Below are 25,384 nucleotides of genomic sequence, written 5' to 3'. Positions count from 1 at the left end.
TCAAACACCTTAATCGGCATTGTTATGCTGGTTAAGGTGTTTCTTTGTTTTTCCTCGTATCTAGTTCTGTTCAAAGCATTATTTACATATGTATCAATGAGGGGGGATCATCATTGAAAAAATGGCAACAAAGAATCCGTTCGCTTTTAATGGAGCAATTCTCTCTTCCATCCGATGTTGTTATGGAAATGCCGCGCATAACTATCATTGGACATTTGCATTTTTATATTGAAAATCATCAAGGCTTAGCACTGTATACAAATGAAGAGCTTAAACTAAAGGTAACAAATGGGTTTGTAAGCATTAAAGGACATTCCTTTGTGCTTAAAATGATGCTTCCAAAAGAAATTATGCTGGAGGGAACGATTTCTGAGGTAATTTTTTTAAATCATGAAGGTGAAAAAGAAGATTGATGCTTCCATATTTACAAAACTGATGGAAACTTCCTTTTTAGAAAACGTCTTTTGATAAGCGCAGCATGATTTTATGTAAAGTTCAGGATAGCAGATAAGCAATGGGAGGTTGAAATGAAAAAACAAAATCCGCCGTCGATACGTGCTTACGTTACTGTTCGTGTGAAAGGTGTCAAACCGGAATTATTTCTGCAAAAATGTGCCAGCAAGGGCATCCCTATTTGGGATGTAAAAAAAATAGATGCTGCGTGCTGTGAGGCTACAATTATGTTTAAAGATTTGGGAGCCTTAAGAAAGTTAAGGAGAAACTCTTTGTATAAAGTTTCCTTTGCCGGTCAAAAAGGCTTTCCTTTTTTTCTTTCGAGGCTCAGCCGAAAAAAATTCTTACTTGCTGGTATTTTTACTGGTTTTTTATTTTTTTTCATTTTGTCTAATTTATTATGGTCTGTTCATATCACTGGCGTGCCAAAAGAAATTGAAGAAAAAATAGAAACAGAGCTGGAGGCGTTTGGAGTGTATCCCGGTGTCTGGTTATTCTCTCTTGCTACTCCAAAAGATATCCAACGGCAGCTCTTAAATGAAGTTCCGGAGCTGCTCTGGACAGGCGTTCAGCTTCAAGGGACCTCATTGCAACTGGAGGCTGTTGAAAAAACGATTGTGGAGGAAATCCCTCCTGGAGAACCAAGAGATTTAGTGGCAACGAAAAAAGGTGTTATCACTAATATGTATGTTTCTAGAGGACGAGCTGAAGTTAGTGTGAATGATTACGTGGTTCCGGGGAAAATATTAGTGTCTGGTAATTTAAATACGGAGGAAGGAGAAGATAATACAGAAACGGAAGAAGACCCGGACAAACCAATTGCTGCAGAAGCAGAGGTGTTGGCAAATACGTGGTATGAAGTTCATGTCACTGTGCCGCTTCAATACCAGACAGAAGAGATAACAGGAAATCAGAAAACGAAGCATTATTTGCGTTTTGGTGATGTACAGCTTCCATTTTGGGGATTTAAAAACCCCGATTATTCCCATTCACAAGAGGAGCGGAAAGAACAGCCCATTCATTTTTTAAAATGGGAGCTTCCTTTCTCTTATGTTTCCAGTGAAATTAGTGAGACAGAAAAAACAGATGAAGAGCGATCCAATGAGGAAGCAATTAAGGCAGGGGTGGAGCAGGCTAAAATACAATTATTAAATGAGCTGGGGCCAGAAGCGACGGTATTATCGGAAAAAATTTTACATGAACATATAGAGCATGGTAAAGTTGAATTAGTCTTATATCTTTCGGTAGAAGAAAATATTGTAAAAGAAGAACTTATTATTCAAGGAGACTGATTATGCCCGAAAACTTAGTGGATATTGATTTACAATTAGAAGGTGCCAATGAAGCACTTGCTTTATTTGGTACAAATGATAAACATTTAAAACAGCTGGAAGCTTTACTTGATGTAGACATTATATCCAGAGGCGAATCCATCCGCGTTTCTGGAGAGAATCAAGCAGTGCAGTTAGTACAAGAGATTCTGCTGACTATTTTAAGCGTTATCCGGAAAGGACAGACAGTTTCGGAACGGGATGTTGTCTATGCTGTAGACTTGGCGAAAAAAGGTAAGATAAAACAGTTTGAAACGTTATTTGAAGATGAAATTACAAAGAACTATAAAGGAAAGTCCATTCGTGTAAAAACACTTGGACAGAAACAATATGTCCAGGCAATCAAGTCAAAGGATCTTGTCTTTGGCATAGGCCCGGCCGGAACAGGAAAAACGTACCTGGCTGTGGTGATGGCCGTTCATGCGATGAAGAACGGACTGGTGAAAAAAATTATTTTAACCAGACCTGCCGTGGAAGCAGGCGAAAGCCTAGGATTTTTGCCAGGTGATTTAAAGGAAAAGGTAGATCCTTATTTGAGGCCATTGTACGATGCTTTGCATGATGTATTAGGCACAGAGCATACAGCTCGTTTAATTGAAAGGGAAACGATTGAAATTGCGCCGTTGGCCTATATGCGGGGCAGAACCTTAGACGATGCTTTTGTTATTTTGGATGAAGCCCAGAATACAACACCGGCTCAAATGAAAATGTTTCTGACGCGCTTAGGGTTTGGCTCGAAAATGATTATAACGGGAGATATGACACAAGTAGACCTCCCGAAAGGTATTGTATCCGGATTAAGGGTTGCTGAGCGGATGCTTAGCCCAATCGAAGGCTTAGCCTTTGTTCATTTGCAGGCTGCTGACGTAGTGCGCCACCCACTCGTTCAAAAAATAATAAATGCTTACGAAACAGAAAGTGAGAACGAAGGGTGAGACAAAAGAATGTCTCATCCTTGTTGTTCATCATAAAATTAATCTCTGATTAACGTTTAGATATCCATGCTGCATATGGACAAAGTTTTTCAAAGGCTTTTTAGAGCTAATGATGGAAAATTAAGTAAAAATATCAGGTGAACAGTATGTGACTTTGTTGTTTTGCTATGATCAAGGAATTCACTTAATTTTAGATAATTTCATCCCAATCCGTTGGATGGAAGTGGTAAAATAAAAAGAGGAGGTGAAGGTGTTGAAAAAAAGATGGAAGAAAATACTTCCTTTTTTTAAAAATAATCGAAAATACTTTATTGCGATTGTCCCGGCTCTTATTATAGGAGTACTTGTTTTTCTGACGTTATTAGATAATGTACGTACAGATACATATGATATTCAGCGTTTTGCTGTTTCTGAAGAGACAATACGTTCCCCGATAACGATTGAAAATAAGCAAGAAACGGATCAGCGAATCAGGGAAGCAGTCAATGCCGTTCCTGATCGGTACAGCATTTCCGAAGAGGTGACAGAGGAGCGATTAAATTATGTAAACGAAATTTTTGACGCTGTATTAACCATCATTGCGGAACATGATGAAGGAGCTTTAGAAGAGGTATATGAAGAAGAAGCAGTTGAATTAAGAGCGTTACTATCGGAAGAAATTCGTTCAGAAATTTCGGAAGATGTGCTGATTTCCTTGCTGCAGCAGCCGGAAGAGGACTTGGAAGAAGCGGGGGCAGTATTTTCCGAGAGTTTGGAAAGCGTATTAGAGCAAGGTATCAGAGCAGAGAATATTCAATCTGGAATTACCAATATAGAGCGTGATTTAGCTTATTCGGAAATGAATGAAGGTTTACAGGAAGATTTAATGGAGTTAGCAGAATTTGCGGTCGTAGAAAATGCTTTCTTTGACTATGAGGCAACGGCTCAAGAGAAGAAGGACGCCGCAACACTTGTGGATCCTGTTGTTATTCGTGCCGGTGAAACCATTGTTCGCGAAGGCCAGACCATTACAAATGAAATCTACGAGCAGCTGGAGCTGGTAGGCGTATTATCACAGGAGGGCAATATTTACCCAATTCTGGCGTTGGGATTTCTGGCAGCGATAATTGCATACTTTTTCGGGATGGAATGTCTGCAAATTGCAAAAGATAAGAAATGGAACCTTCTGCCGATTGTAGCTGTTTCCCTGTTAAGTGCACTGGCTATTTTTGTTATGAAAATCCAAAGTTATTTCTTTGACCAGTCAAATGCACTCTATTTGGTAACACCTATTGCAGCTATTGCTATTTTATTAAAAGTATTAATCGGCGATCGTTCAGCAGTACGTCTCAGTATCTTATATGCAATTTTAGCAGCATTTATGTTTAACAGTTATATTGCCGGAATGCTGCACGTCGAAGCGGCTATCTATTTCCTTTTTTCTCAGCTCGCCGCAATTGTGTTAATGAAGAAATTAAGTGAACGCCTTGTTATTTTAAAAACAGCGATTGGACTGATTTTAATTCATTCTGCTGTCATTATCTTATTTCTATTCCTGTCCTTTGAAAAATATACGTGGTTCGATGTCTTTTTATACCTTGGTTTAGGGATAGTTGCAGCTTGCCTTTCAGCTATTTTGGCAATTGGATTATTGCCGTTGTTCGAAAGCTTTTTAGGTATATTGACAGATATGAAACTCCTGCAATTATCTAATCCTAATCAGCCGCTGTTAAAACGGCTGCTGGTGGAAGCGCCGGGAACGTATCATCATTCGGTAATGGTAGCCAACATTAGTGAGACTGCCTGTGAAGCGGTGGGAGCAAATGGTTTGCTGGCACGGGTGGGCGCTTACTATCATGATATTGGCAAAACTGTGCGGCCGGCCTTTTTCATTGAAAATCAGATGCCAAATAAAAATCCACATGATAAATTGCCGCCTAAGGAAAGCGCAGATATTATTATCCGCCATACAACTGATGGAGCAAATTTGTTAAAGGCGCATAAAATGCCTAAGGAAATCATTGATATTGCGAAGCAGCATCATTCGAATTCTTTAGTGCAATTCTTCTATATGAAAGCAAAGGAGCTGAATTCGGAAACAGAGGAAGCAGATTTCAGATATCCCGGGCCGAAGCCGGAAACAAAGGAAACGGCGATTGTCTGTATTTGTGATTCTGTCGAGCCGGCAGTCCGTTCCTTGCAGGAACCGACACCGGAGACGATTGATTCCATTGTGTCATCGATTATCAATGGCAAAATTTCAGATGGACAATTAGATAACAGTCCTTTAACATTAAAAGAGTTAAAAATCATTCAACATACGGTTTGTGATTCTTTGAAAGGAATTTTCCATTCTAGAATTCAGTATCCGAAGAAGGAAGGGGATAAATAATGCTTATTGATTTTCAGGATGAAACCAATGCTGTGTCTGATGAACATAGAGCGCTTGTCGAAAAGCTGCTGACCTTTGCCGGAAAAGAAGAAAATACAGCTGCTGAAGCGGAAATTTCAATCAGCTTTGTGGATAATGAACAAATTCAAGTAATCAACAGAGATTATCGTGATAAAGATAAACCGACAGATGTTATTTCATTTGCGATGCAAGAAATGGAAGACGAAGAACTTGAAATTGTTGGCGAAGGGCTGCCGGTTGTACTGGGAGATATTATTATTTCGATAGATAAAGCAAAAGAGCAAGCGGAAGAATACAATCACAGCTTTGAGAGAGAGCTGGCCTTTTTAGCGTTACATGGATTCTTACACCTGCTTGGGTATGATCATATGAATACAGAAGATGAGAAGAAAATGTTTCAGAGACAAGACGAAATTTTAGGTGCATTTGGCATTGAAAGATAAGAAAAGAGTTGTTGGATTCCGTTATGCTTGGGCAGGGCTGAAAACGGTGGTGAAAAAGGAGTCGAATTTCCAGCTGCATCTTGTCGCTATGACGATTGTAGTTGCAGCAGGCTTCTTTTTCCATCTTTCTCTCATCGAATGGGCGGTTATTTTATTAACCATTGGTTTAGTGCTTATCACTGAAATGATAAACAGTGTCATTGAGCGGGTCATGGATTTTATTCAGCCGGGTTATGATGAAAGAATAAAGGAAATAAAGGATATTGCAGCTGGTGTTGTCCTCGTGACTGCGCTGATATCTGTTGTAGTCGGAATACTTATTTTTGGTCCTAAAATAATGCAATTCATATAATAGTATGATAAAAATAATGTTTATTGAACGATTATCCAGCTTCATAACGTTATTAGCAGATGTGGTTGTCATCAGGCCTTTTGCCGGCAACCGTGTTGCGTTAATGCAGTTAAGAAAGTCTGAAATTAACTGTCAAAAGGGAGGAGCTTGACCAAGCTCCTCCCTTTTTGTAATTCATTGTATGATTGTTAAAGGTTTTGTCGATATAGTGAAACTAATTAAAAAATGTAGTATGATAGGAAGCAAGCAAACAATGAATACTCCCGCCACTTCATTTCTAAAGAAATTGGAAGTGTGGGTTTCTGGGGTGTCGACTTTCAAGATGACGATTAACCGCCAGTGGAGTTGACACATCGGTGTGCTAAAAACACCCAACCCCGCTATCCCATTGGTCCTGCCTTTGGGACTACTTTTCAGCTTACCTGAGGTTCACACATTTGTGTGCCTTGGCTGACATATTTGGCTTGAACATTTTACGTGGCAAAGCAACGATTCTCGCCACAACCTGCAATGTTCAGTTTTCAAAGAGCGTCTTTCAAGAACATTATAACATACGAACTTAGGTTCGTGAATGCAAAAAGGCGATTCATCTCTCACTTACTCATTGGATTTTACCCTGCACATTCCTTGAGGTTGGGAGTCCTCTCGCCTAATCAAGAATAGAAATTCGGAGGAAAACAGCATGACAAATAATTTCAAATCAGGCTTTATTGCTATTATAGGCAGACCAAATGTTGGAAAATCAACATTCATGAACCGGGTGATTGGTCAAAAGATCGCTATTATGAGTGATAAGGCACAAACAACACGAAATAAAATACAAGGTGTTTTGACAACAAAGGAATATCAAATGATTTTCATTGATACACCGGGAATTCATAAACCGAAGCACCGATTAGGCGATTTTATGGTACAGGTGGCAGAGAATACCTTGAATGAAGTAGATCATATTTTATTTATGATTAATGCGGATGAAGGTTACGGCCGCGGGGACCAATATATTATTGATTTGCTTCAAAAAATAAAACAGCCGGTATATCTGATCATTAATAAAATCGATAAGATTCAACCGGAAAAGCTTATGCAGCTGATTAATCAATATAAGGATTTTTATGAATTTGAGGAAATTATTCCTATTTCTGCATTGGAAGGGAATAATGTAGATCATTTACTAGAGGTGCTCGCTAAGCAATTGCCGGAAGGTCCGCAATATTATCCGGAAGATCAAATAACAGATCATCCGGAAAGGTTTGTTATTTCTGAGCTTATCCGCGAAAAAGTATTGCATCATACGAAGGAAGAGATTCCGCATTCGATTGCCGTTGTCATTGAAAATATAGAGAAGAACGAAAATGATAAATTATTGGTACAAGCAACGATTGTTACGGAAAGAAGCTCTCAAAAAGGTATTTTGATTGGCAAGCAGGGCGGTATGCTGAAAAAAATCGGCCAGCAATCACGCCGCGATATCGAAGCATTGCTTGGGTCTAAGGTATATTTAGAACTTTGGGTGAAAGTGAAGAAGGATTGGAGAAATAAACAGAATCAATTACATGAATATGGCTTCCGGCTTGATGAATATTAAAAGATATGGCAGACCGGATACGCTGTTTTGATTCGTTTTTTGAATATCCTCTTAAAGATGGTAATATTTTATACTAATGAAAACGTCAAATCGAACCAACCTATAAAAGAAGCGGGGCATTCATGTCAGGCTGTCCTCTTTCGTCAGAAAAACGTCTTATTCGTTAAAGGAAGTCTTAAAACCGGATTTCGTATTCTTAGAATCCCTTCTGCAGTAAAGTCAAAGCTTTAGAAAATGCTTGGTTGCACTTGAGAAGTAAATAGAAAAGTTTTTTCTTTCCTATTTGTGATGAGTCAGTTACAGCAAAAAAATAATTAGAAAGGTGGGGTTTCTTGTGTTAGATGCAACATGGAATTTGTTTTATCAAACAGGAAACATTGAAACCTATTTATTATTAAAAGAACTAGAGCAGCAAGGACAATTAAGTCAGGAAAAAAGACAAAATGAAAATACCCAATCTTCTATGGGTGACGGTATAGATTTGCCATCTTTGTAACCATGTCGCTTGAAGCATGATAATTCCTGCGATAAAGTGAAGCTTTATTCAGCCGGGGATTTTTCATCTCCCTGAAGGAATTTAGTGAAACTGTGATAACAAATGAGGGCGGGTGATTTTACGTGCTGGAACAGATAGATGGTATGGTATTAAAAACAAAAGATTATGGTGAAACACATAAATTAGTGACTATCTACAGCGGAAAGTTTGGTAAATTCCAAGCTCTGGCAAAAGGTGCAAAAAAACCAAAAAGTCGAATGGCTGCAGTTACTCAGCCATTCGTTTTTGCCCGTTTTTTTGTTTATCTTGGAAGCGGATTGAGTACGATTCAACAGGGAGAATTATTAAACTCCCATCGTAAGATACGCGAGGATTTCGTGAAGACGGCTTATTGCTCCTATATTGCAGAACTGACGGATAAGCTGCTGGAGAATAAAAATATAGATCCGTACTTATTCGGTCAATTTCAACAAACTATCGTGTGGATTGAAGAAAATGATCAGGCTGAAATCCCGATAATGATGTATGAATTAAAACTTTATAAAAAAGCTGGGTTTGCCCCTGTACTAAATCAATGTATCAATTGCGGGTCGACGCAGCAGCCTTTTGTGTTTTCTGTGGTAGAGGGCGGCTTTCTATGTCCGAAATGCCGTCATATGGATCCGGAAGCAATCGAACTTGCGCCGAAATTGGCAAAGCTTCTCTATCTCTTTTCTGAAGCAGGATTAGAGCGTATCGGAACAATTCAAATGAAACCGGAAAATGTGAAAATGTTTCAGGCTATTTTAAAAGATTATTACGAACGTTATGGCGGATATTATATTAAATCCCGCAAGTTTCTGGATCAGCTCGATTTGTTTAAGAATTAATTGACAAGTTGAGGGGTAATGGAGTATGATTTGTACATAAATTAACGCAATTTAACCTTATACAAGATAATAACTACATGATAACTGCAATGATGAAGAAAAGTACGGAAGCATGTTCTGTAAAAAGCGAGTCCGGGATTGGTGCGAGCCGGGTGTATAGAGGCTTTTGGAAGGAACTTCGGAGCAGTATGAAAAAGAGGCTCTTGTTATGGAGAGCAAGTAGGGTGGAACCGCGGTTTAAGCCGTCCCTATGTCTGTCGTTCAAGCAGACATAGGGACGGCTTTTTTAGGTTTTCAGCTGATGGCGTGGCTATAATGAGGTTTTTTATCATCATCAAAGGAAATACTTACAGTAAATTTCGATCCATTAAAGGAGTGGAGTAAATGAATATTCAAGAAATGATTTTAACATTGCAAAATCATTGGTCAGATCAAAATTGTATTTTAATGCAGGCATATGACACTGAAAAAGGTGCAGGAACGATGTCTCCTATGACATTGCTGCGAAGCTTGGGACCAGAGCCGTGGAATGTTGCCTATGTAGAGCCTTCCAGACGACCGGCGGATGGCAGATATGGGAAAAATCCGAATCGTCTGTATCAGCATCATCAATTTCAGGTAATCATGAAGCCATCTCCTGAGAATATTCAGGAACTGTATTTAGAGTCCTTGGAAAAATTAGGGATTGATCCGCTTAAGCATGATATCCGCTTCGTAGAGGATAACTGGGAAAACCCGACGCTTGGCGCAGCCGGTCTGGGCTGGGAAGTATGGCTGGACGGGATGGAAATCACACAGTTTACCTATTTCCAGCAAATCGGCGGTTTGGAAGCAAATCCGGTAACGGTCGAATTAACATACGGGATTGAGCGGTTGGCTTCATATATCCAAGATAAAGAAAATGTATTTGATTTAGAGTGGAATAATGGAGTGACTCTTCGTGATATTTTCTATCAGCCGGAATATGAGCATTCTGTCTATACATTTGAAGCATCCAATACGGATATGTTATTTGATTTATTTACGAAATATGAACAAGAGGCCAAAGCAGCCATGGAGAAAGGGCTTGTCTTCCCGGCATATGATTATGTTTTAAAATGTTCACATACCTTCAACCTGCTGGATGCAAAAGGGGTTATTTCTGTAACAGAAAGAACAGGCTATATCAGCCGAATTCGTAATCTTGCCCGCAGTATTTCAAAAATTTATGTACAAGAACGTGAAAAATTAGGTTTTCCGATGTTGAAAAAGGAGGCAAACTAGAGTGGCACAGGATGTATTGATTGAAATTGGATTAGAGGAGCTGCCGGCTCGATTTATAGATGATGCAGAAGCGCAAGTATTGGATAAAACAATCAAATGGCTGGATGAACAGCGTATTTCCTATTCGTCTGCAGTCTCCTTCTCAACGCCGCGAAGATTGGCTGTCCTTATAGAAGAAGTGGCAGAAAATCAGGTATCTATAGAAGAGGAAGCAAAAGGACCTGCTTTAAAGATTGCCAAAGATGATGAGGGAAATTGGACAAAGGCCGCGGAAGGCTTTACCAGAGGTCAGGGAAAAACAACCGATGATATTTATATCAAAGAGGTCAAGGGAACTTCCTATATCTATGTAAAAAAATTCATCGAAGGAAAAACAGTGCAATCATTACTCCCGGAATTTAAGGATATTATTGAGTCCATCACATTTGGGAAAAATATGCGCTGGGCAAATGAAACATTGCGCTACGCCAGACCGATTCGCTGGCTGGTAGCACTTTATGGAAATAAAGTGATTCCTTTTGAGATTGCGCATGTGAAAACAAGTAATTTCACCTACGGACATCGTTTTCTCAGCGATAAGCTGACCATAGGGGAACCCAAGCAATACGAACAGCTGTTAAATGAGAATTATGTCATTGCAAATGCTGAAAAACGTAAAGAGAAAATTGTAGAGCAGCTGGATACACTGCAAACCAAAAATGGATTTCAGATTCCGGTGGATACAGAGCTTTTAAATGAAGTGAAAAACCTTGTAGAATATCCGACTGCTTTCGTAGGCAGTTTCGCAGATTCTTTCTTAGCTCTGCCCAAAGAAGTACTTATTACGTCTATGGCCGAGCACCAGCGTTATTTCCCGGTAGAACGAGACGGAGAGCTGCTGCCTAAATTTGTAGGAGTAAGAAACGGTGATGATTACGAATTGGAAACCGTCATCCGGGGAAATGAGAAGGTACTTCGCGCGCGTCTTGCGGACGCAGAGTTTTTCTTTGAAGAGGACAAAAAACTTTCAATTGATTTCTTCCAGGAGAAGCTGACCAGAGTTGTATTTCAGGAAAAGCTGGGTACGTATACAGACAAAGTAAACCGGGTTAAAAAAATTGCGAGTCATTTAGCTGAAGAACTTGCTTTAAAAGAAGGAAAAGAGATTGCCCGCGCTGCAGAAATCAGCAAATTCGATTTAATGACCAATATGGTAAATGAATTTACGGAATTACAGGGCGTAATGGGCGAGAAATATGCTGCATATTTTGGAGAATCAAAAGAAGTTTCTCAAGCTATACGCGAACATTATCTGCCCAAGCAGTCTCATGGGGAACTCCCTGCAACAACAGTCGGCGCCGTACTGAGTATTGCAGATAAAATGGATACCATTGCAGGCTGTATCAGTGTCGGACTTATCCCGAGCGGTTCGCAGGATCCATATGGCTTACGAAGACAGGCAACGGGAATTTTACGCATTTTGCAGGCTCAGCATTGGGATGTGACAGTAGAATCACTCATTAACTATACTTTATCTGTATTAGCGGATGCCGGTTTAACTGTAAATGCCTCTGCGAATGATGATTTGCGCACATTTTTTGGTTCCCGTGCTGCGTATTTGCTCCGTGAAGAGAATGTAGAATCAGATATTATTCATGCAATTACAGACAATCAGCTTGGCGTATTTCATTTTGCAGTAGATAAAGCACATGTTTTATCTGTGAAAAAAGCAGATGAAGCTTTTAAAAACTCGCAGGAGGCGCTGGTGCGTGTGCTGAATCTGGAAAATAAGGTAGAGGATAAAAACCATGAAGCAGACGCTGCGCTTATCCAAACAGAATCAGAACAAGCATTATACGATGCTGTGAAATCTGTGAAATCAAATTATGCTGCACATTTAGAGGCACAAAACAGTGAAGAGGCATTACAGCTTCTTGCGGATCTTGCTGATAATATCCACGCATTCTTTGATCATAATATGATTATGGACGATAATGAAGAAGTAAGAAAAAATCGTCTATCTATGATTCATGAGCTTTCTATGCTTATTTTGCAATATGCGGATTTACGAAAAATAGCGTGGAAGCAGCATGCCTAGAAATATAGTAAGACTTCTGCGATGACGACAATTAATCTAAACAATTTTACACTTTCTTCACTTTAGAGGATGTTTAAAAAGGTTTTCTCTCTTAAAAAAAGGTTTTTTAGTGAATGGAGTCGAATAATAATGAATGTACCATGTTTTAAATATGAAAAACATGGTACATTATCTTTCATAATGCCAAATTTGATGCAATTGATATATAGCAAACATCCTATTTATTTGCGTATAATGCGGCAGTTTAGGTGGTGAAAAAGTGGACTTATCGAAAAGACAGCAGCGGATTATAGAAATAGTAAAAGCAGACGGTCCCATCACGGGGGAGCAAATAGCAGACCAGCTGGCGCTGACCCGGGCCACATTGAGACCGGACCTGGCTATTCTGACGATGGCTGGTTTTTTAGACGCACGTCCTCGTGTTGGCTACTTTTATACAGGTAAAACAGGTTCAGAATTGCTGACAGAAAAGATAAAGCGGTATAAGGTTCATGAATTTCAGCAGGTCCCAGTAGCTGTAAATGAGAAGGTATCAGTATACGATGCAATATCAACGATGTTCTTAGAAGATGTAGGCACACTTTTTGTTGTCGATGAAAATTCATGCTTGGTGGGAGTTCTTTCCCGAAAGGATTTGCTGCGTTCAAGTATGGGCAGGCAGGACCTGAGCTCTATCCCTGTACCGATTATTATGACAAGAATGCCTAATATAACTGTTTGCCGAAAAAATGACCTGCTGGTCGATGTAGCTCATCAGCTTATATCCAAGCAGATCGATGGTGTCCCTGTAGTAAAAGATACCGAAAATGGTCTTGAGGTTATCGGCCGTATTACAAAAACAACGATGACGAAACTGTTGGTTGAATTAACAATGGAAGATACAATATAATTTTTTAGGTGCTAAGGGGAGGATGTCGAGATGAAGGAGCAGCAAGTTATTTATGTGTTATCTGATTCTGTTGGAGAAACGGCCGAGCTGGTAATTAAAGCAGGCTTAAGCCAATTCAAAAGCGGGGATTATAAAATTCAGCGTATTCCTTATGTAGAAGATAAAGGAACGATTGATGAATTCTTACAACAGGCAAAATTGAATTCAAGTCTTATCGGTTTTACACTGGTTAATCCAGAATTGCGAGCGCATTTAAACAAGCGTGCAGCTGAACTGGATATTGAAGCAATTGATATCATGGGTCCGACTATGGACGCCATGGAGCGTGTTTTTAGTGATCAGCCCCGTTTAGAGGCAGGACTTGTTCATAAACTGGACGAAGATTATTTCAAAAAGATTGAAGCGATTGAGTTTGCTGTTAAATACGATGACGGGAGAGATACGCGGGGCATCACCCGTGCCGATATCGTATTGATAGGTGTTTCCAGAACCTCCAAAACGCCACTGTCTCAATTCTTGGCACACAAACGCTTTAAAGTAGCAAATGTTCCGATTGTTCCAGAGGTAGACCCGCCGGAAGAGCTGATGATGGTCGACCCTAAAAAATGTATTGGTTTACGTATCTCTTCAGAAAAATTGAATGGCATTCGGAAAGAACGTTTAAAAGCGCTGGGACTGGGAGATCAGGCAACGTATGCAAATGTAAGCAGAATTGAACAGGAGCTCGAATTTTTTAATGATGTCGTTGAAAAAATTGGCTGTCCTGTTATTGACGTGTCTCATAAAGCAGTGGAAGAAACAGCAAATCAGATTATTAGAATGTGGCAAAGCAGACAATAATAATCATTTTAAAGCTTTACAAGAGATATAATAACAGTATATTTTCAGGATAAAAATGGTTGGAAAAGCATTCTGTACGCAACTCTCACGGAATGTTTTTCTTTGTTCCATAGATTTATATACAAATTAATAGAAATCTATTAAAAAATATATTATAATGGTAAATCGTATGAGCAGATTTAAATAAAATGCAATTTTAATCATAATTTGCTCTGAAAAAGAAGGAATCTATGTATCCTTTGTAGAATCTATGTTAAGGCTATTTTTTTTGAGAATAAGAAAAAAATATGTCGAATCATGAAAAATGGAGCAACTAAGTTTAAAAAGGAGGATTTTGCATAATCTCTCTAAAATGTGTTTTAGCATCCTATAAAATCAAATAGAATAGTTGGTGGTAAACATGGCTAATCAAATACCTGAACCAATTATTGAGGAAGTGAAAAAAACCAATGATATTGTCGATGTCATTGGAGAGTACATTCAATTAAAAAAACAAGGTAAAAACTATTTTGGTCTATGTCCCTTTCATGGCGAAAATACACCCTCATTTTCAGTTACCCAGGATAAACAGATCTTTCATTGCTTTGGCTGCGGAAAAGGCGGAAATGTATTCTCGTTTCTAATGGAAATGGAAAATTTCACATTTTATGAGGCGCTGAAATATTTAGCTGACCGAAGCGGTGTAGAGCTGCCGACAGCATCCATTCCCAAAGAAACTTCTTTATCAGAGGAAACAGAGCAGATGCTCTCTGCGTATGAATGGTTGACAAAATTATATCATCATCTCATAAAGTATCAAAAAGATGGGAAGGATGGATTAGAGTATCTAAAAAGCCGCGGGCTTACGAAGGAGACGTTAGAAGAATTCCAAATCGGATATGCTCCGGATAAGCGCGATTTCACAGCGAAGTTTCTTACACAAAAAGGATATTCTAAACCATTGCTTTTGAAAAGCGGTATTTTAGCAGGAAACGATAATAATGAAGTCATCGACCGTTTTCGCGGCAGAATTATTTTCCCTATACGGAATGCATTGGGGCGCACTGTCGGTTTTGGCGGAAGAGCAATGCATGATGACAGCGGTCCGAAATATTTAAATAGCTCGGAAGGCGAACTTTTTCAAAAAAGTAAGCTTTTATATAATTTTGACTTGGCAAAGCGCCATATCCGAAAAGAAAATGAAGCTGTTTTAATGGAAGGCTATATGGATGTTATTTCTGTTTATCAGGCTGGCGTGAAAAATGTAGTGGCTACGATGGGGACCGCTTTGACAGAAACGCAGGCAAAGCTTTTAAACCGCTATGTCGATACGGTTATTATTTGTTTTGATGGGGATAGTGCAGGGATAGAAGCCCGTTATAAGTCGGCACTTCTATTGCGGTCTGTCGGCTGTGATGTCCGTATTGCCAATTTGGATGCAGAGGAAGACCCGGACAGCTACGTCCGGGAGCATGGAGGCGAAGCTTTTAAAGAAAGGGTTCTGCGCACAAGTGACAGTTATATGAGTTTCTTCATGCGATATCAGCGCAGACACTTCAATCTGCAGCTGGAAAGTGAGCGTATTGAGTATATCGAGCGCGTTTTAAAAGAACTTTCTATGATTGAGAGTGCGCTGGAACGGGAATATTATATTCAGGAATTGCATAAGGAATTTGATTTGTCTGTAGATACCTTGATGAGCCAGCTGGCTCAGTATCAGAAAAGCCAGCCTTCCGCGAAGGATAATCAGCGTGATAAGAGTTATACTAAGCCATATGTACCTGCAAATAAGAAAAAGTTATTTCCGGCATATGTTAATGCTGAAAAAAGAATTTTATCCTATATGCTTCAGGATGCCTATATAGCTGAAAAAGTACAATATGAGCTTGGAGCGGGATTTAATGTAAATGACCATAAAATTGTTGCAACACATTTATATGCTTTTTATGAAGAAGGTAATTCACCAGATATTAGTTTATTTATGGAGAGACTGTCTGATGAACATTTAAAGAATCAAGTCATTGAATTGGCGATGTCCAGCGATGTCCAGCATAGTACAGAGGAAGAAATCGATGACTATCTGCGAATGATTCATCGGGAGGCGGATCAAAGTCCGGCGAAAAAAAGCTTAAAAGAGCAGCAAAGGAAAGCGGAGCAGGAAAATGATCCATTGGAGGCTGCCCGCTTGGCAATGGAGTTAATCCGGCTGCAGAAGCAAAATAACGAAAAATAATTCAACAATTTGGAAGGAGGGGGACTCATGGCCGAACAAAAACCTTCGCATATGAAAGAACCCGAACTGACATTAGAGCAAGCAAAAGAAAAATTGGTTGACATGGGTAAGAAACGCGGTACACTTGCGTATGAAGAAGTGGCTGACGGTTTATCTAATTTTGACATGGAACCCGAACAAATGGATGAGTTTTATGAGTATCTGGAAGAACAGGGTGTCGATGTGTTAGGTGAGTCTGAGGATGACCCCGAGATGCAGAAAATCGCAAAAGAAGAAGAAATCAACCTGAATGATCTCAGTGTTCCTTTAGGGATAAAGATCAATGACCCGGTCCGTATGTATTTAAAAGAAATCGGCAGAGTAGACCTGCTTTCTGCAGCAGAAGAAATTGAACTCGCTTCCCGAATTGAAGAGGGAGATATCGAAGCAAAGAGAAGGTTAGCGGAAGCCAATCTTCGTCTCGTTGTCAGCATCGCAAAACGCTATGTTGGACGGGGGATGCTTTTCCTCGATTTGATTCAAGAAGGAAACATGGGTCTGATCAAAGCTGTTGAGAAATTTGACTACCGCAAAGGGTTTAAATTCAGTACCTACGCAACCTGGTGGATTAGACAGGCTATTACCCGTGCAATCGCGGACCAGGCCCGTACCATTCGTATCCCGGTTCATATGGTGGAAACCATTAATAAATTAATCCGTGTACAGCGCTCTCTGCTGCAGGATCTGGGACGTGAACCGACACCGGAGGAAATCGGCGAAGAAATGGAATTAAGCCCGGATAAGGTGCGCGACATTCTAAAAATCGCTCAAGAACCTGTATCTTTAGAAACACCAATCGGAGAAGAAGACGATTCCCATCTAGGTGATTTCATTGAGGATCAGGAAGCAATCTCTCCATCCGATCATGCAGCTTACGAATTACTGAAAGAACAGCTGGAAGATGTATTAGACACATTGACAGACAGAGAAGAAAATGTGCTTCGTCTGCGCTTTGGATTAGATGATGGAAGAACGAGAACACTTGAAGAAGTAGGGAAAGTATTTGGGGTAACCAGAGAACGTATCCGCCAAATCGAAGCGAAAGCATTGCGTAAATTAAGACACCCAAGCCGAAGCAAGCGATTGAAAGACTTCCTTGATTAAGGTGTTATACTGAAATAAGTTCATTCTGAATACTGGAATATGCAAGTTCCCGTTTAACGGCTTGCGTATTCCAATTATTGTTTTATATGAATTCATAGAGAATATTCAAAAGTCCATAAAATAAGATTTTGCTTTTTTTAACATTTAAATGGTGACGCTTCCGGGGTGGATTTATGAATAATCATGAAAAAAACCAATTGATTATCCAGGAAATTTTAAAGTGGAAAGAGAATCGTTTATTGCCGGAAGAACAATGTGATTTTTTATTAGCATTATATACTAAAGGCGGAGAAATAGAAATAACCAATAAAAATAAAAATTGGCTATCTACATGGAAAAAGCTTCATTTTACCATGATGTTGATGATATTGGTAAGCGTTATCTTTTTAGATTATTATTATCAATTAGCCGGCTCTGTCGGGGCAGGTATTTTATGTTTTGTTTTCTTTATAAATATTCTAATCTGGTCAAGAAATGGAAAGAATGCATCACGGCGATATCGTTATTTATTTATATCTATTCAATTGTTATATGTGTTGCAGCTTTCTATTTGTATAATGGATACTTTTGGATTAGGAGCTTATAATAATTTTATGATTACTGCCAATGGCATTGGATGGATTGTTTTTGGATATTTGAAAAAGCTGCCTGTTATTCGTTATCTGGGAGCAGCTTTGACTATAGGAATCATCACTTTTGTCGTTTTTTTTAAATATCTTGGATAATCCTTTAAAAATTTTTAGATTTCGAGTAAACTAATAGTAGTATTAATTTATAATATTTGGATTACATAAGGAGGAAGCGTAATGAAAAAGAATCCGGTTATACCATATGCAATTATTGCCGGGCTGGGGCTGATAGCTGTCATTATTATTTCTGTAATTGGTATTGATCAAAGACAGGCTATTCAAGATGCTGAAGAAAATGGTGAAGAACAGACAGAAGAGGCAGAAGGAGGAGAAGAAGGCGGCGAGTCTACCAGTGCTGATGCTGGAGAAGAAGTTTTCCAATCCAATTGTGCCAGCTGTCATGGTCAAGATTTAGCAAGTGGTTCTGCTCCTGATTTAACGCAAGTTGGAAGCACTTATTCTCAAGAAGAAATTGCTGATATCATTGAAAATGGAACTGACGGAGGCATGCCGGCTTTCCCTCAGCTTGCAGGTGAAGAATTAGATGCACTCAGCGAGTGGTTAAGCGAGCATGAATAATATATAATAAAAGAAATGAAAGCTTTCTGATTCGTACAGAAAGCTTTTCTTATTGGAGAAATACAGAAAAGAACTGTCTTTAAAAGGAGAACAAATAATGAACCAGAATGTCACCCTATCAAATCGTTTGAAAATAGTTGCTGAATATCTGCCTCAGGGAGCGCATTTCGCAGATATTGGTTCGGATCATGCGTATCTGCCTGCCTATGTCTGCCAAAGAGATAAAACAGCAAGCGCTATTGCCGGAGAAGTGAATCAAGGGCCTTTAGACAGCGCCAAAAAAACAATTCGATTTCATCAATTAGAGGAACGAATCGATGCCCGTTTAGGAGATGGTTTATCTGTCATAAATGAAGGCGAGGTCAAACAAATTGTTATTGCAGGGATGGGTGGAGGATTGATTACTTCCATCTTAGAAAACCATGCTGCTATTGCTAAATCTGCTGAACGAATTATTGCGCAGCCTAATGTAGACGCAAGAGCAGTCAGACGATGGTTTGATCAAAATGATTTTATACTGAGAGCAGAAGAAATTGTGGATGAGCAGGGACATATCTATGAAGTGCTTGTTGCGGATCGTTATGCAGAAGCATCTTCACCATACAGTGATAATGAACAGAAGAAGGGCAGGCAGCTTTTATTAGGTCCCTATTTAATGAAAGAGAAGAATGCTGCTTTTATTAAAAAATGGTCACAGGAGATAATGAATATCGAACGAATCATTTTGCAAATGCAGCAGGCAAAGCAAATAAATCATGAGAAAATAGCTGATTTCCAAACAGAATTATACTGGATGAAGGAGGAACTTGATCATGAAGGAACAAACGACGAAACACACTGATTTTTTTCGGATTATGGACAGCTGGGCACCGAAAAGTTTTGCCTATCATTGGGATAATATCGGGTTACAGACTGGACGGTTTCATGATACGACATCTCAAATTCTGATTACACTGGATGTGACGGAGGAAGTAGTTGATGAAGCAATTGAAAAAGGGGCGAATTTGATTATTGCCCATCACCCCTTGCTGTTTCAGCCTTTAAAACAGATTAATGTCGATCATCCGAAGGGGAGAGTGGTACAAAAGCTTTTAAAAAACGATATAACGGTCTTTGCTGCACATACCAATCTGGATATCGCCGAGGGTGGTGTAAATGATTTATTAAGTGACGCCCTTGAATTGAAAAATAAAGAACCCTTAGAAGTGTTAGAACAAGAGTCGCTGCTTAAAATTGTTGTTTTTGTTCCAGAGTCGCATGTACAGGAATTACGGGATGCTCTGCATCAGGGCGGAGCTGGCCAAATTGGCGATTACAGTCATTGCACCTTTCAAAGCGCCGGACAAGGGACTTTTCTTCCGTCAGAGCAGGCTGTCCCGTATATTGGCGAGCAGAATGAAATGACTTTTGTCGATGAAAAGAAGCTGGAAGCCGTTGTTCCTAAGAAAAATCTAGCCAGGGTGATAGATGCTGTTATTTCAGCCCATCCTTATGAAGAACCGGCTTATGATATGTATCCATTGGAAAATAAAGGACAGTCGATTGGAATCGGACGCTTTGGTGTCCTGGAATCCCCGGTTTCAATGAAGGCATTCATTGAAACGGTGAAAAAGAATTTAGACATGCCTCGCGTGCGTGTTTCTGGTAATATAGAAAAGAATGTAAAAAAAGTTGCTGTCCTGGGAGGAAGCGGGGAGAAATATGTCAGTCATGCGCTCCGAAAAAAAGCGGATGTATATATTACAGGAGATATGACATTTCACGCTGCTCAAGATGCAGAGCAGATGGGACTGACAGTCATTGATGCCGGTCATTATATCGAGAAGATAATGAAAACAGCAACCAAGGAAAAACTTATACAGGAAATACCTGCATTCAGGTCAAAGGTTTATGTATCTGAAGTAAATACAGACCCGTTCGTATTTATGTGAAATAGATAGTTAAATGATTTATTTGAGTGATAAGCATTTTAACCAGCATAGTGTTTTTGAGGTCTCCCTCTATAACACGTGGTAGAAAATGTCATAGGCTGGATATTTATCACGGAGAACTGTCCGTAAAACTCCCGCCTTAAAATAAAACGTAAAAATAAATGTATTTGTATTTAGGCGGGAGATAACGGATGCTAGCTCCTTGAATCACTCAACTAACTCTCAGTGGGTGAAGAATATAAACCAATGTTGTCAGGTTAATGAATTTTATGTTTGTTATAAATAGGTAGTAAAAATCTAACTAGCGTAGTTTTTTTTTCGTAGCGGCTGGCTATTAACCTGAAAGCGTTGGAAGAACAAAAACTTCCGCTGAGTGAAGTTTCGTTTTATTTCAACTTATTATAGAAAAGATTTCAAAGGAGGGAAACAGATGGAAAAAACATTTGCAGAACTATCCCTGGATATGGATATCCAGGATATTATTCAAGAATTGGATTTTAGAAATCCGACTGCAATCCAAGAAAAAGTGATACCTGCTATCTTGGATGGAAAAAGTGTTATTGGTCAATCCCGGACCGGTTCCGGCAAATCGCATGCATTTTTATTGCCGATGTTTCAACAGCTGGATGAGAATCAAAAGAAAGTGCAGTTTGTAATTACTGCGCCAACAAGGGAACTGGCAACACAGCTTTACAATGAAGTAAGGAAAATCATTACGATTGCGGATAAGACAGAAAAATGGACAGCCAAGCTGCTTGTCGGAGGTACCGATAAACAAAAGGCAATTGAGAAATTAAAAACACCGCCAATGATTGTGGTGGGGACACCAGGGAGAATTTTAGATTTAGTAAAGGATGGGGCATTATCCATCTATAGTGCGGAATCGTTTGTGATTGACGAGGCGGACTTGATGCTTGATTTAGGATTTATTGAAGAAGTGGATCAATTATTAGTACGCGCGAAGCAGGATATTCAGCTGCTGGTCTTCTCGGCAACCATTCCACAACGTTTACAGCATTTCTTTAAAAAATATTTAAGAAATCCGGAATATATTAAAATGGAAGAGCATTTTTCTCCGGAAACGATGGAGCATCGGCTTATCCTGAAAAAGCATCGGGATGAAGCGAAGATTATTTGGGATATTTCCAAGACAATCCATCCCTATTTAGCGCTGGTATTTACAAATGGGAAACAACAGGCTAATGAGCTGGCAGAAGCGCTTGGAGGCTATGGCTTGGATGTTGGTGTCATTCATGGCGGTCTGACGCCCCGGGAGAGAAAGCGTGTATTGAAAGAGATACAGCAGCTGCGCTATCAATACGTAGTCGCAACAGATTTAGCTTCAAGGGGAATTGATATCAAGGGTGTCAGCCATGTGATTAATGCCCAGCTTCCAAAAGAAGAGCATTTTTATATTCACCGTGTCGGCAGAACAGCACGAGCCGGACTAGAAGGCACGGCAATCAGTATTTACAGCGAAGAGGACGCCCGTTTAATCGAAAGATTGGAACAAAAGGGACTCACGTTCTCGTTCGTAGAGGTTAAGCAGGGTGAATGGACCGAGGATAAATCCTGGAATGAAAGAACACGCCGGAAAACCGAAGAAACAAGTAATGACCGGGAAGCGTGGAAGCGCGTAAGAAAAGCAAAGAAAGTAAAGCCGGGCTATAAGAAAAAACAAAAGCAGCAGCAACAGCAAATTAAAAGACAGCTGACAAAAGAGCAAAACAGGAAGAAGCGTTAGGAGGAATAAATATGGTGAAAATCGGTTCTCATGTTTCAATGAATGGTAAGAAAATGTTATTAGGATCCAGCGAAGAAGCTGCTTCCTACGGGGCAAATACCTTTATGATTTATACAGGCGCACCGCAGAACACAAGAAGAAAGCCGATTGAAGAATTAAATATTGAAGCTGGATTAGAACATATGGCATCTCATGGAATAGCTGACATTGTTGTGCATGCGCCGTATATTATTAATATCGGCAACACGGTAAAACCGGAGACATTTGAATTGGGCGTTAATTTTCTGCGGAGTGAAATCGAACGTACTGAGGCTCTGGGGGCAAAACAAATCGTACTTCATCCGGGAGCGCATGTGGGGGAAGGCCCGGACAAGGGTATTCCGAAAATTATCGAAGGATTAAATGAAGTGCTTGAACAAAAAAATGATGTTCAAATTGCATTAGAAACAATGGCTGGAAAAGGCTCCGAAATGGGCCGTACATTTGAAGAACTGGCTGAAATTATTTCTGGTGTTACGCACAATGAACATCTCTCTGTTTGTTTGGATACATGTCATATTCATGATGCAGGCTATGACGTCGTCAATGATTTTGATGGGGTATTGAATTCATTTGATAAAATCGTCGGATTAGACCGTCTGAAAGTAGTCCATGTCAATGACAGTAAAAATGACCGCGGAGCTCATAAAGACCGTCATGAAAACATCGGTTTTGGCTACATTGGCTTTGATGCCCTCCACAAGGTTGTTCATCATCCGCAGCTTAGCGAGCTTCCTAAAATCCTTGAAACACCTTATGTAGGCACAGATAAGAAAAATAAAAAAGCACCGTACAAGTATGAAATAGCAATGCTGCGCGAAGGTGATTTTCAAGAGAATTTAAAGGAAATCATTATGGAAGGCTAGCCCCGTATAAAATCAAACTTTATTCAGCGGGGGGTATGGTCAATTAACCATGATAAATTAAAAAAGATGAGCACCCTGTATATGGGGATGCTCATCTTTTTTAATTTCAGCCGGTTTTAGTTTTCAAATAAATGCTCCATCCCATATGATTTAATGACCTCATCCATTAACTGCTGTGCTGCTGCTGCTGTTTTCTGATCCGTGATTTTTGCAAGCTCCATCATAAAGCGGTCACGATCTGCCTGGTCAAATGGATTAGGTGCAGAAGTTCTTAAATAATGTACAATCTGGTCCGCTTGTGTACGTGTGATAGCAAAGCCGTATTCGGCGCTATAATGTAAAATTTCATCTGGGGTTAATTTACGCAGTTTATTTTTAATCATTTCTTTGATAAAGAAAGACATATCATCCCTCCTTTTGAATATCCTCTTATTTTCTTCCATCATGTAAATATATGCAGACAACAAAAAGATTATACCATTCTTTGCTAAAAATTCCGCATGATACCTGTATGAAAACCTGTGGATTCCGTATGCTAATCATATAATTCTAAAGTATAAGGAGTTTATCTCATGAATGATAATGATAAAGACAAACGTATACAGGATATGCCGAACCATGGACAAAGACCACAGCATGAACATACAAATGAACAGTTAGACAGCAAAAGAATGGAAGAATTTTCAACAGAACTAACCGATGCCAACCTGCTGGAATTTGAAGATGAGAAAAGCTTTAACCCGGGGACGATATATGGATGGGGAAGTATTATCTTAGCAATTATTTCATTTTTTACCTGGCCGGTTATTTTAGGAGCCGCCAGCATTGTATTCGGATTTGTAGCACGAAGCAGAGGGACAAATATTCTTGGTATTATCGGAATTATAGCAGGAGCTCTTTCTTTGATTTCCGCTTTTTTCATTATCCCTTTCTTTTCCTAGGCGGCATTTCTGAGCATTATAATTATTTAGCAGAAAGCTGCATTTCATAATAAAAAGCAAGCATTCACTTTGAAAATAAAGCGGATGTTTGCTTTTTCTAATGCTCCTCTTGAAATTGAGGGAAATAGTAAACTTCATGTACATGGATGTCATTGGAGGAGGTATTCGGGTTCAATGATTCAAAAGCCTTTAAAATAATCTCAACAGAGACAGTGTTGACCGTTATGGTTTGGATTTCTTCTGTAATACTGAGGACCGTATCTCCAGGATTTACTTTTACCGGAACAGCTTCAAAAGGAGGCAGTTCCAGATTTTCATTATTTGAAACGGAGGTTGTCCCGTCTGAATGAGCTAAGTCTTGAAAAATACTGACTGCAACTAATATAATAAACGTAATCAGGGAAATTCTACGCAAAAATTCCATAAAAAATCTCCTTTAATGAAACTATTTTCTTTCCTCATACGTACATATAATATAGAAGAGGATGTCAAAAAAGTCCTTCTTATCGTTTTTTTATACATGCATGATAAGCAGGGCAACGAGAGGGTGTGAATGGTATGGACGTGGTTGAATTACAATGGATTGGATTTCTTGCCTTATTTTTTGGAACTTTATTTATATTAGGTGAAATGTTTGTAAATATGCGCGGTATATTTGGTGTATTAGGGCTGGGATTTATAACTGTTTATTTTACGGTATACACAGAAACCGATTCGGTCTTACTCATGTTTATTATATACTTCCTGGGAATATTACTGATTATTATTGATGGCAAAGTGTTGAACGATGGAACCTTGGCTACAATTGGCCTGGTTTTGATGATCGTTGCCGTTGCATTGCCGCAGCCGGATTTTGCAAACGGTCTTTATGCGGTAATCAGTATCGTCATTGGAGCATTTTCATCTCTGGCGTTTTTAAAAGTATTTAAACGGAGGCAGATGTGGACGAAAATCGCTTTAATGGACCAGCTTACAAATGAACAGGGCTACAGCTCGCTCAGTAAAGAGTATGAAGCTTTGCTGGGAGAAGAAGGCGTTGCGCTGACCGATTTTAGACCTTCCGGTACGATTGAAGTGAATAAAAAACATTACAGTGCTGTATCTGGCGGACGCTGGATTAAAAAAGGAACGCCGATTAAAGTAGTGGCAGTGGATGGAACCAGTGTCCGGATAGAGGAGCTTAAAGAAGATTAATTAATAGTTCGTAATTAAATAGAATAACCCTGAAACAGGATTCATTTCATAAAGCTGGAGATGAATCCTGTATTTGTATGCAATCAGATCTAATATTATACATATTTTTATGAAAAAAGCAGATACTAAGCATCCCTTTCTGTTCGAATGAACACAAATATTAAATCTATGTAAATTTTTC

25 protein-coding genes are annotated in these 25,384 nt (G+C 39.4%); 23 read left to right on the top strand and 2 right to left on the bottom strand.

Features of this window, described 5'->3' with window-relative positions; genetic code table 11:
• Positions 1 to 113: 113 nt before the first annotated feature.
• The 21 genes from yqfC to MKY45_RS14455 all read left to right on the top strand — a co-directional run bounded on the left by yqfC (position 114) and on the right by MKY45_RS14455 (position 23,068).
• Positions 114 to 413, top strand: coding sequence for a sporulation protein YqfC (yqfC, locus tag MKY45_RS14555; protein ID WP_084612996.1), 300 nt, complete (start codon positions 114 to 116; stop codon positions 411 to 413).
• Between the two features lie 114 nt (positions 414 to 527).
• Complete coding sequence (yqfD, locus tag MKY45_RS14550; RefSeq protein WP_042534830.1) at positions 528 to 1,745, top strand: sporulation protein YqfD; 1,218 nt, start codon at positions 528 to 530, stop codon at positions 1,743 to 1,745.
• Between the two features lie 2 nt (positions 1,746 to 1,747).
• Positions 1,748 to 2,719 (top strand): PhoH family protein, encoded by a 972-nt coding sequence (locus MKY45_RS14545; protein WP_042534828.1) that lies wholly within the window; start codon positions 1,748 to 1,750, stop codon positions 2,717 to 2,719.
• Positions 2,720 to 2,972: 253 nt separating this feature from the next.
• On the top strand, positions 2,973 to 5,090 hold the full coding sequence (locus MKY45_RS14540) for an HD family phosphohydrolase (protein ID WP_052485091.1): 2,118 nt from the start codon (positions 2,973 to 2,975) through the stop codon (positions 5,088 to 5,090).
• The gene (gene ybeY, locus MKY45_RS14535) at positions 5,090 to 5,554 is read left to right on the top strand and encodes an rRNA maturation RNase YbeY (protein WP_341173054.1); all 465 of its coding nucleotides are present in this window, start codon (positions 5,090 to 5,092) and stop codon (positions 5,552 to 5,554) included. The genes MKY45_RS14540 and ybeY overlap by 1 nt, the downstream gene beginning before the upstream one ends.
• Positions 5,544 to 5,906: a diacylglycerol kinase family protein gene (locus tag MKY45_RS14530; protein ID WP_212929085.1), complete on the top strand. Its 363-nt coding sequence runs from the start codon at positions 5,544 to 5,546 to the stop codon at positions 5,904 to 5,906. The genes ybeY and MKY45_RS14530 overlap by 11 nt, the downstream gene beginning before the upstream one ends.
• Before the next feature lie 682 nt (positions 5,907 to 6,588).
• On the top strand, positions 6,589 to 7,491 hold the full coding sequence (gene era, locus MKY45_RS14525) for a GTPase Era (protein WP_042534822.1): 903 nt from the start codon (positions 6,589 to 6,591) through the stop codon (positions 7,489 to 7,491).
• A gap of 334 nt (positions 7,492 to 7,825) precedes the next feature.
• A complete protein-coding gene (locus tag MKY45_RS14520) occupies positions 7,826 to 7,987 on the top strand; it encodes a YqzL family protein (RefSeq protein ID WP_139089150.1) in 162 nt (53 codons plus the stop codon).
• Positions 7,988 to 8,109: 122 nt separating this feature from the next.
• Positions 8,110 to 8,856 carry a DNA repair protein RecO gene (recO, locus tag MKY45_RS14515; RefSeq protein WP_341173053.1) on the top strand — a complete coding sequence of 249 codons (747 nt, stop codon included), beginning with the start codon at positions 8,110 to 8,112 and terminating at the stop codon, positions 8,854 to 8,856.
• Between the two features lie 384 nt (positions 8,857 to 9,240).
• Complete coding sequence (glyQ, locus tag MKY45_RS14510) at positions 9,241 to 10,119, top strand: glycine--tRNA ligase subunit alpha (protein WP_042534818.1); 879 nt, start codon at positions 9,241 to 9,243, stop codon at positions 10,117 to 10,119.
• Position 10,120: 1 nt separating this feature from the next.
• The gene (gene glyS, locus MKY45_RS14505) at positions 10,121 to 12,196 is read left to right on the top strand and encodes a glycine--tRNA ligase subunit beta (RefSeq protein WP_212929086.1); all 2,076 of its coding nucleotides are present in this window, start codon (positions 10,121 to 10,123) and stop codon (positions 12,194 to 12,196) included.
• A 259-nt stretch (positions 12,197 to 12,455) separates the two neighbouring features.
• Positions 12,456 to 13,085: a helix-turn-helix transcriptional regulator gene (locus MKY45_RS14500; RefSeq protein WP_042534813.1), complete on the top strand. Its 630-nt coding sequence runs from the start codon at positions 12,456 to 12,458 to the stop codon at positions 13,083 to 13,085.
• A 30-nt stretch (positions 13,086 to 13,115) separates the two neighbouring features.
• A complete protein-coding gene (locus tag MKY45_RS14495) occupies positions 13,116 to 13,925 on the top strand; it encodes a pyruvate, water dikinase regulatory protein (RefSeq protein ID WP_042534812.1) in 810 nt (269 codons plus the stop codon).
• Positions 13,926 to 14,325: 400 nt separating this feature from the next.
• Positions 14,326 to 16,137, top strand: coding sequence for a DNA primase (gene dnaG / locus MKY45_RS14490; RefSeq protein ID WP_193063942.1), 1,812 nt, complete (start codon positions 14,326 to 14,328; stop codon positions 16,135 to 16,137).
• 27 nt (positions 16,138 to 16,164) lie between these two features.
• Positions 16,165 to 17,280, top strand: coding sequence for an RNA polymerase sigma factor RpoD (gene rpoD / locus MKY45_RS14485; RefSeq protein WP_042534808.1), 1,116 nt, complete (start codon positions 16,165 to 16,167; stop codon positions 17,278 to 17,280).
• A 173-nt stretch (positions 17,281 to 17,453) separates the two neighbouring features.
• Positions 17,454 to 18,005 carry a hypothetical protein gene (locus MKY45_RS14480; protein ID WP_212929088.1) on the top strand — a complete coding sequence of 184 codons (552 nt, stop codon included), beginning with the start codon at positions 17,454 to 17,456 and terminating at the stop codon, positions 18,003 to 18,005.
• An 81-nt stretch (positions 18,006 to 18,086) separates the two neighbouring features.
• Positions 18,087 to 18,488 carry a c-type cytochrome gene (locus MKY45_RS14475; protein ID WP_212929089.1) on the top strand — a complete coding sequence of 134 codons (402 nt, stop codon included), beginning with the start codon at positions 18,087 to 18,089 and terminating at the stop codon, positions 18,486 to 18,488.
• A 97-nt stretch (positions 18,489 to 18,585) separates the two neighbouring features.
• On the top strand, positions 18,586 to 19,329 hold the full coding sequence (locus MKY45_RS14470) for a tRNA (adenine(22)-N(1))-methyltransferase (protein WP_212929090.1): 744 nt from the start codon (positions 18,586 to 18,588) through the stop codon (positions 19,327 to 19,329).
• On the top strand, positions 19,301 to 20,419 hold the full coding sequence (locus tag MKY45_RS14465) for a Nif3-like dinuclear metal center hexameric protein (protein WP_341173052.1): 1,119 nt from the start codon (positions 19,301 to 19,303) through the stop codon (positions 20,417 to 20,419). The genes MKY45_RS14470 and MKY45_RS14465 overlap by 29 nt, the downstream gene beginning before the upstream one ends.
• 430 nt (positions 20,420 to 20,849) lie before the next feature.
• Positions 20,850 to 22,163 (top strand): DEAD/DEAH box helicase, encoded by a 1,314-nt coding sequence (locus tag MKY45_RS14460; RefSeq protein WP_341173051.1) that lies wholly within the window; start codon positions 20,850 to 20,852, stop codon positions 22,161 to 22,163.
• An 11-nt stretch (positions 22,164 to 22,174) separates the two neighbouring features.
• On the top strand, positions 22,175 to 23,068 hold the full coding sequence (locus MKY45_RS14455) for a deoxyribonuclease IV (RefSeq protein ID WP_339177971.1): 894 nt from the start codon (positions 22,175 to 22,177) through the stop codon (positions 23,066 to 23,068).
• 116 nt (positions 23,069 to 23,184) lie between these two features.
• Here MKY45_RS14455 and MKY45_RS14450 read toward each other — a convergent pair whose 3' ends face one another.
• A complete protein-coding gene (locus MKY45_RS14450) occupies positions 23,185 to 23,472 on the bottom strand; it encodes a DUF2624 domain-containing protein (RefSeq protein WP_193063938.1) in 288 nt (95 codons plus the stop codon).
• A gap of 168 nt (positions 23,473 to 23,640) precedes the next feature.
• On the opposite strand from MKY45_RS14450, the gene MKY45_RS14445 reads away from it, so the two are divergent.
• Positions 23,641 to 24,009, top strand: coding sequence for a DUF4190 domain-containing protein (locus tag MKY45_RS14445; RefSeq protein ID WP_052485089.1), 369 nt, complete (start codon positions 23,641 to 23,643; stop codon positions 24,007 to 24,009).
• 97 nt (positions 24,010 to 24,106) lie between these two features.
• Here MKY45_RS14445 and MKY45_RS14440 read toward each other — a convergent pair whose 3' ends face one another.
• Complete coding sequence (locus MKY45_RS14440) at positions 24,107 to 24,433, bottom strand: hypothetical protein (RefSeq protein WP_341173050.1); 327 nt, start codon at positions 24,431 to 24,433, stop codon at positions 24,107 to 24,109.
• A gap of 134 nt (positions 24,434 to 24,567) precedes the next feature.
• On the opposite strand from MKY45_RS14440, the gene MKY45_RS14435 reads away from it, so the two are divergent.
• On the top strand, positions 24,568 to 25,203 hold the full coding sequence (locus MKY45_RS14435) for an NfeD family protein (RefSeq protein WP_341173049.1): 636 nt from the start codon (positions 24,568 to 24,570) through the stop codon (positions 25,201 to 25,203).
• Positions 25,204 to 25,384 lie beyond the last annotated feature (181 nt).

It is taken from the genome of Oceanobacillus sp. FSL K6-0251, assembly GCF_038004725.1.
GTDB lineage: Bacteria > Bacillota > Bacilli > Bacillales > Amphibacillaceae > Oceanobacillus > Oceanobacillus oncorhynchi.
This window is presented reverse-complemented; position numbering and strand designations above follow the sequence as displayed.

Excerpts from the sequence above, each read along its gene's own strand:
- yqfD (WP_042534830.1), top strand. The coding sequence starts at position 528 with ATGAAAAAACAAAATCCGCCGTCGATACGTGCTTACGTTACTGTTCGT.
- MKY45_RS14545 (WP_042534828.1), top strand. The coding sequence starts at position 1,748 with ATGCCCGAAAACTTAGTGGATATTGATTTACAATTAGAAGGTGCCAAT.
- ybeY (WP_341173054.1), top strand. The coding sequence starts at position 5,090 with ATGCTTATTGATTTTCAGGATGAAACCAATGCTGTGTCTGATGAACAT.
- era (WP_042534822.1), top strand. The coding sequence starts at position 6,589 with ATGACAAATAATTTCAAATCAGGCTTTATTGCTATTATAGGCAGACCA.
- glyQ (WP_042534818.1), top strand. The coding sequence starts at position 9,241 with ATGAATATTCAAGAAATGATTTTAACATTGCAAAATCATTGGTCAGAT.
- MKY45_RS14495 (WP_042534812.1), top strand. The coding sequence starts at position 13,116 with ATGAAGGAGCAGCAAGTTATTTATGTGTTATCTGATTCTGTTGGAGAA.
- dnaG (WP_193063942.1), top strand. The coding sequence starts at position 14,326 with ATGGCTAATCAAATACCTGAACCAATTATTGAGGAAGTGAAAAAAACC.
- rpoD (WP_042534808.1), top strand. The coding sequence starts at position 16,165 with ATGGCCGAACAAAAACCTTCGCATATGAAAGAACCCGAACTGACATTA.
- MKY45_RS14480 (WP_212929088.1), top strand. The coding sequence starts at position 17,454 with ATGAATAATCATGAAAAAAACCAATTGATTATCCAGGAAATTTTAAAG.
- MKY45_RS14475 (WP_212929089.1), top strand. The coding sequence starts at position 18,087 with ATGAAAAAGAATCCGGTTATACCATATGCAATTATTGCCGGGCTGGGG.
- MKY45_RS14470 (WP_212929090.1), top strand. The coding sequence starts at position 18,586 with ATGAACCAGAATGTCACCCTATCAAATCGTTTGAAAATAGTTGCTGAA.
- MKY45_RS14465 (WP_341173052.1), top strand. The coding sequence starts at position 19,301 with ATGAAGGAACAAACGACGAAACACACTGATTTTTTTCGGATTATGGAC.
- MKY45_RS14460 (WP_341173051.1), top strand. The coding sequence starts at position 20,850 with ATGGAAAAAACATTTGCAGAACTATCCCTGGATATGGATATCCAGGAT.
- MKY45_RS14455 (WP_339177971.1), top strand. The coding sequence starts at position 22,175 with ATGGTGAAAATCGGTTCTCATGTTTCAATGAATGGTAAGAAAATGTTA.
- MKY45_RS14450 (WP_193063938.1), bottom strand. The coding sequence starts at position 23,472 with ATGTCTTTCTTTATCAAAGAAATGATTAAAAATAAACTGCGTAAATTA.
- MKY45_RS14445 (WP_052485089.1), top strand. The coding sequence starts at position 23,641 with ATGAATGATAATGATAAAGACAAACGTATACAGGATATGCCGAACCAT.
- MKY45_RS14440 (WP_341173050.1), bottom strand. The coding sequence starts at position 24,433 with ATGGAATTTTTGCGTAGAATTTCCCTGATTACGTTTATTATATTAGTT.
- MKY45_RS14435 (WP_341173049.1), top strand. The coding sequence starts at position 24,568 with ATGGACGTGGTTGAATTACAATGGATTGGATTTCTTGCCTTATTTTTT.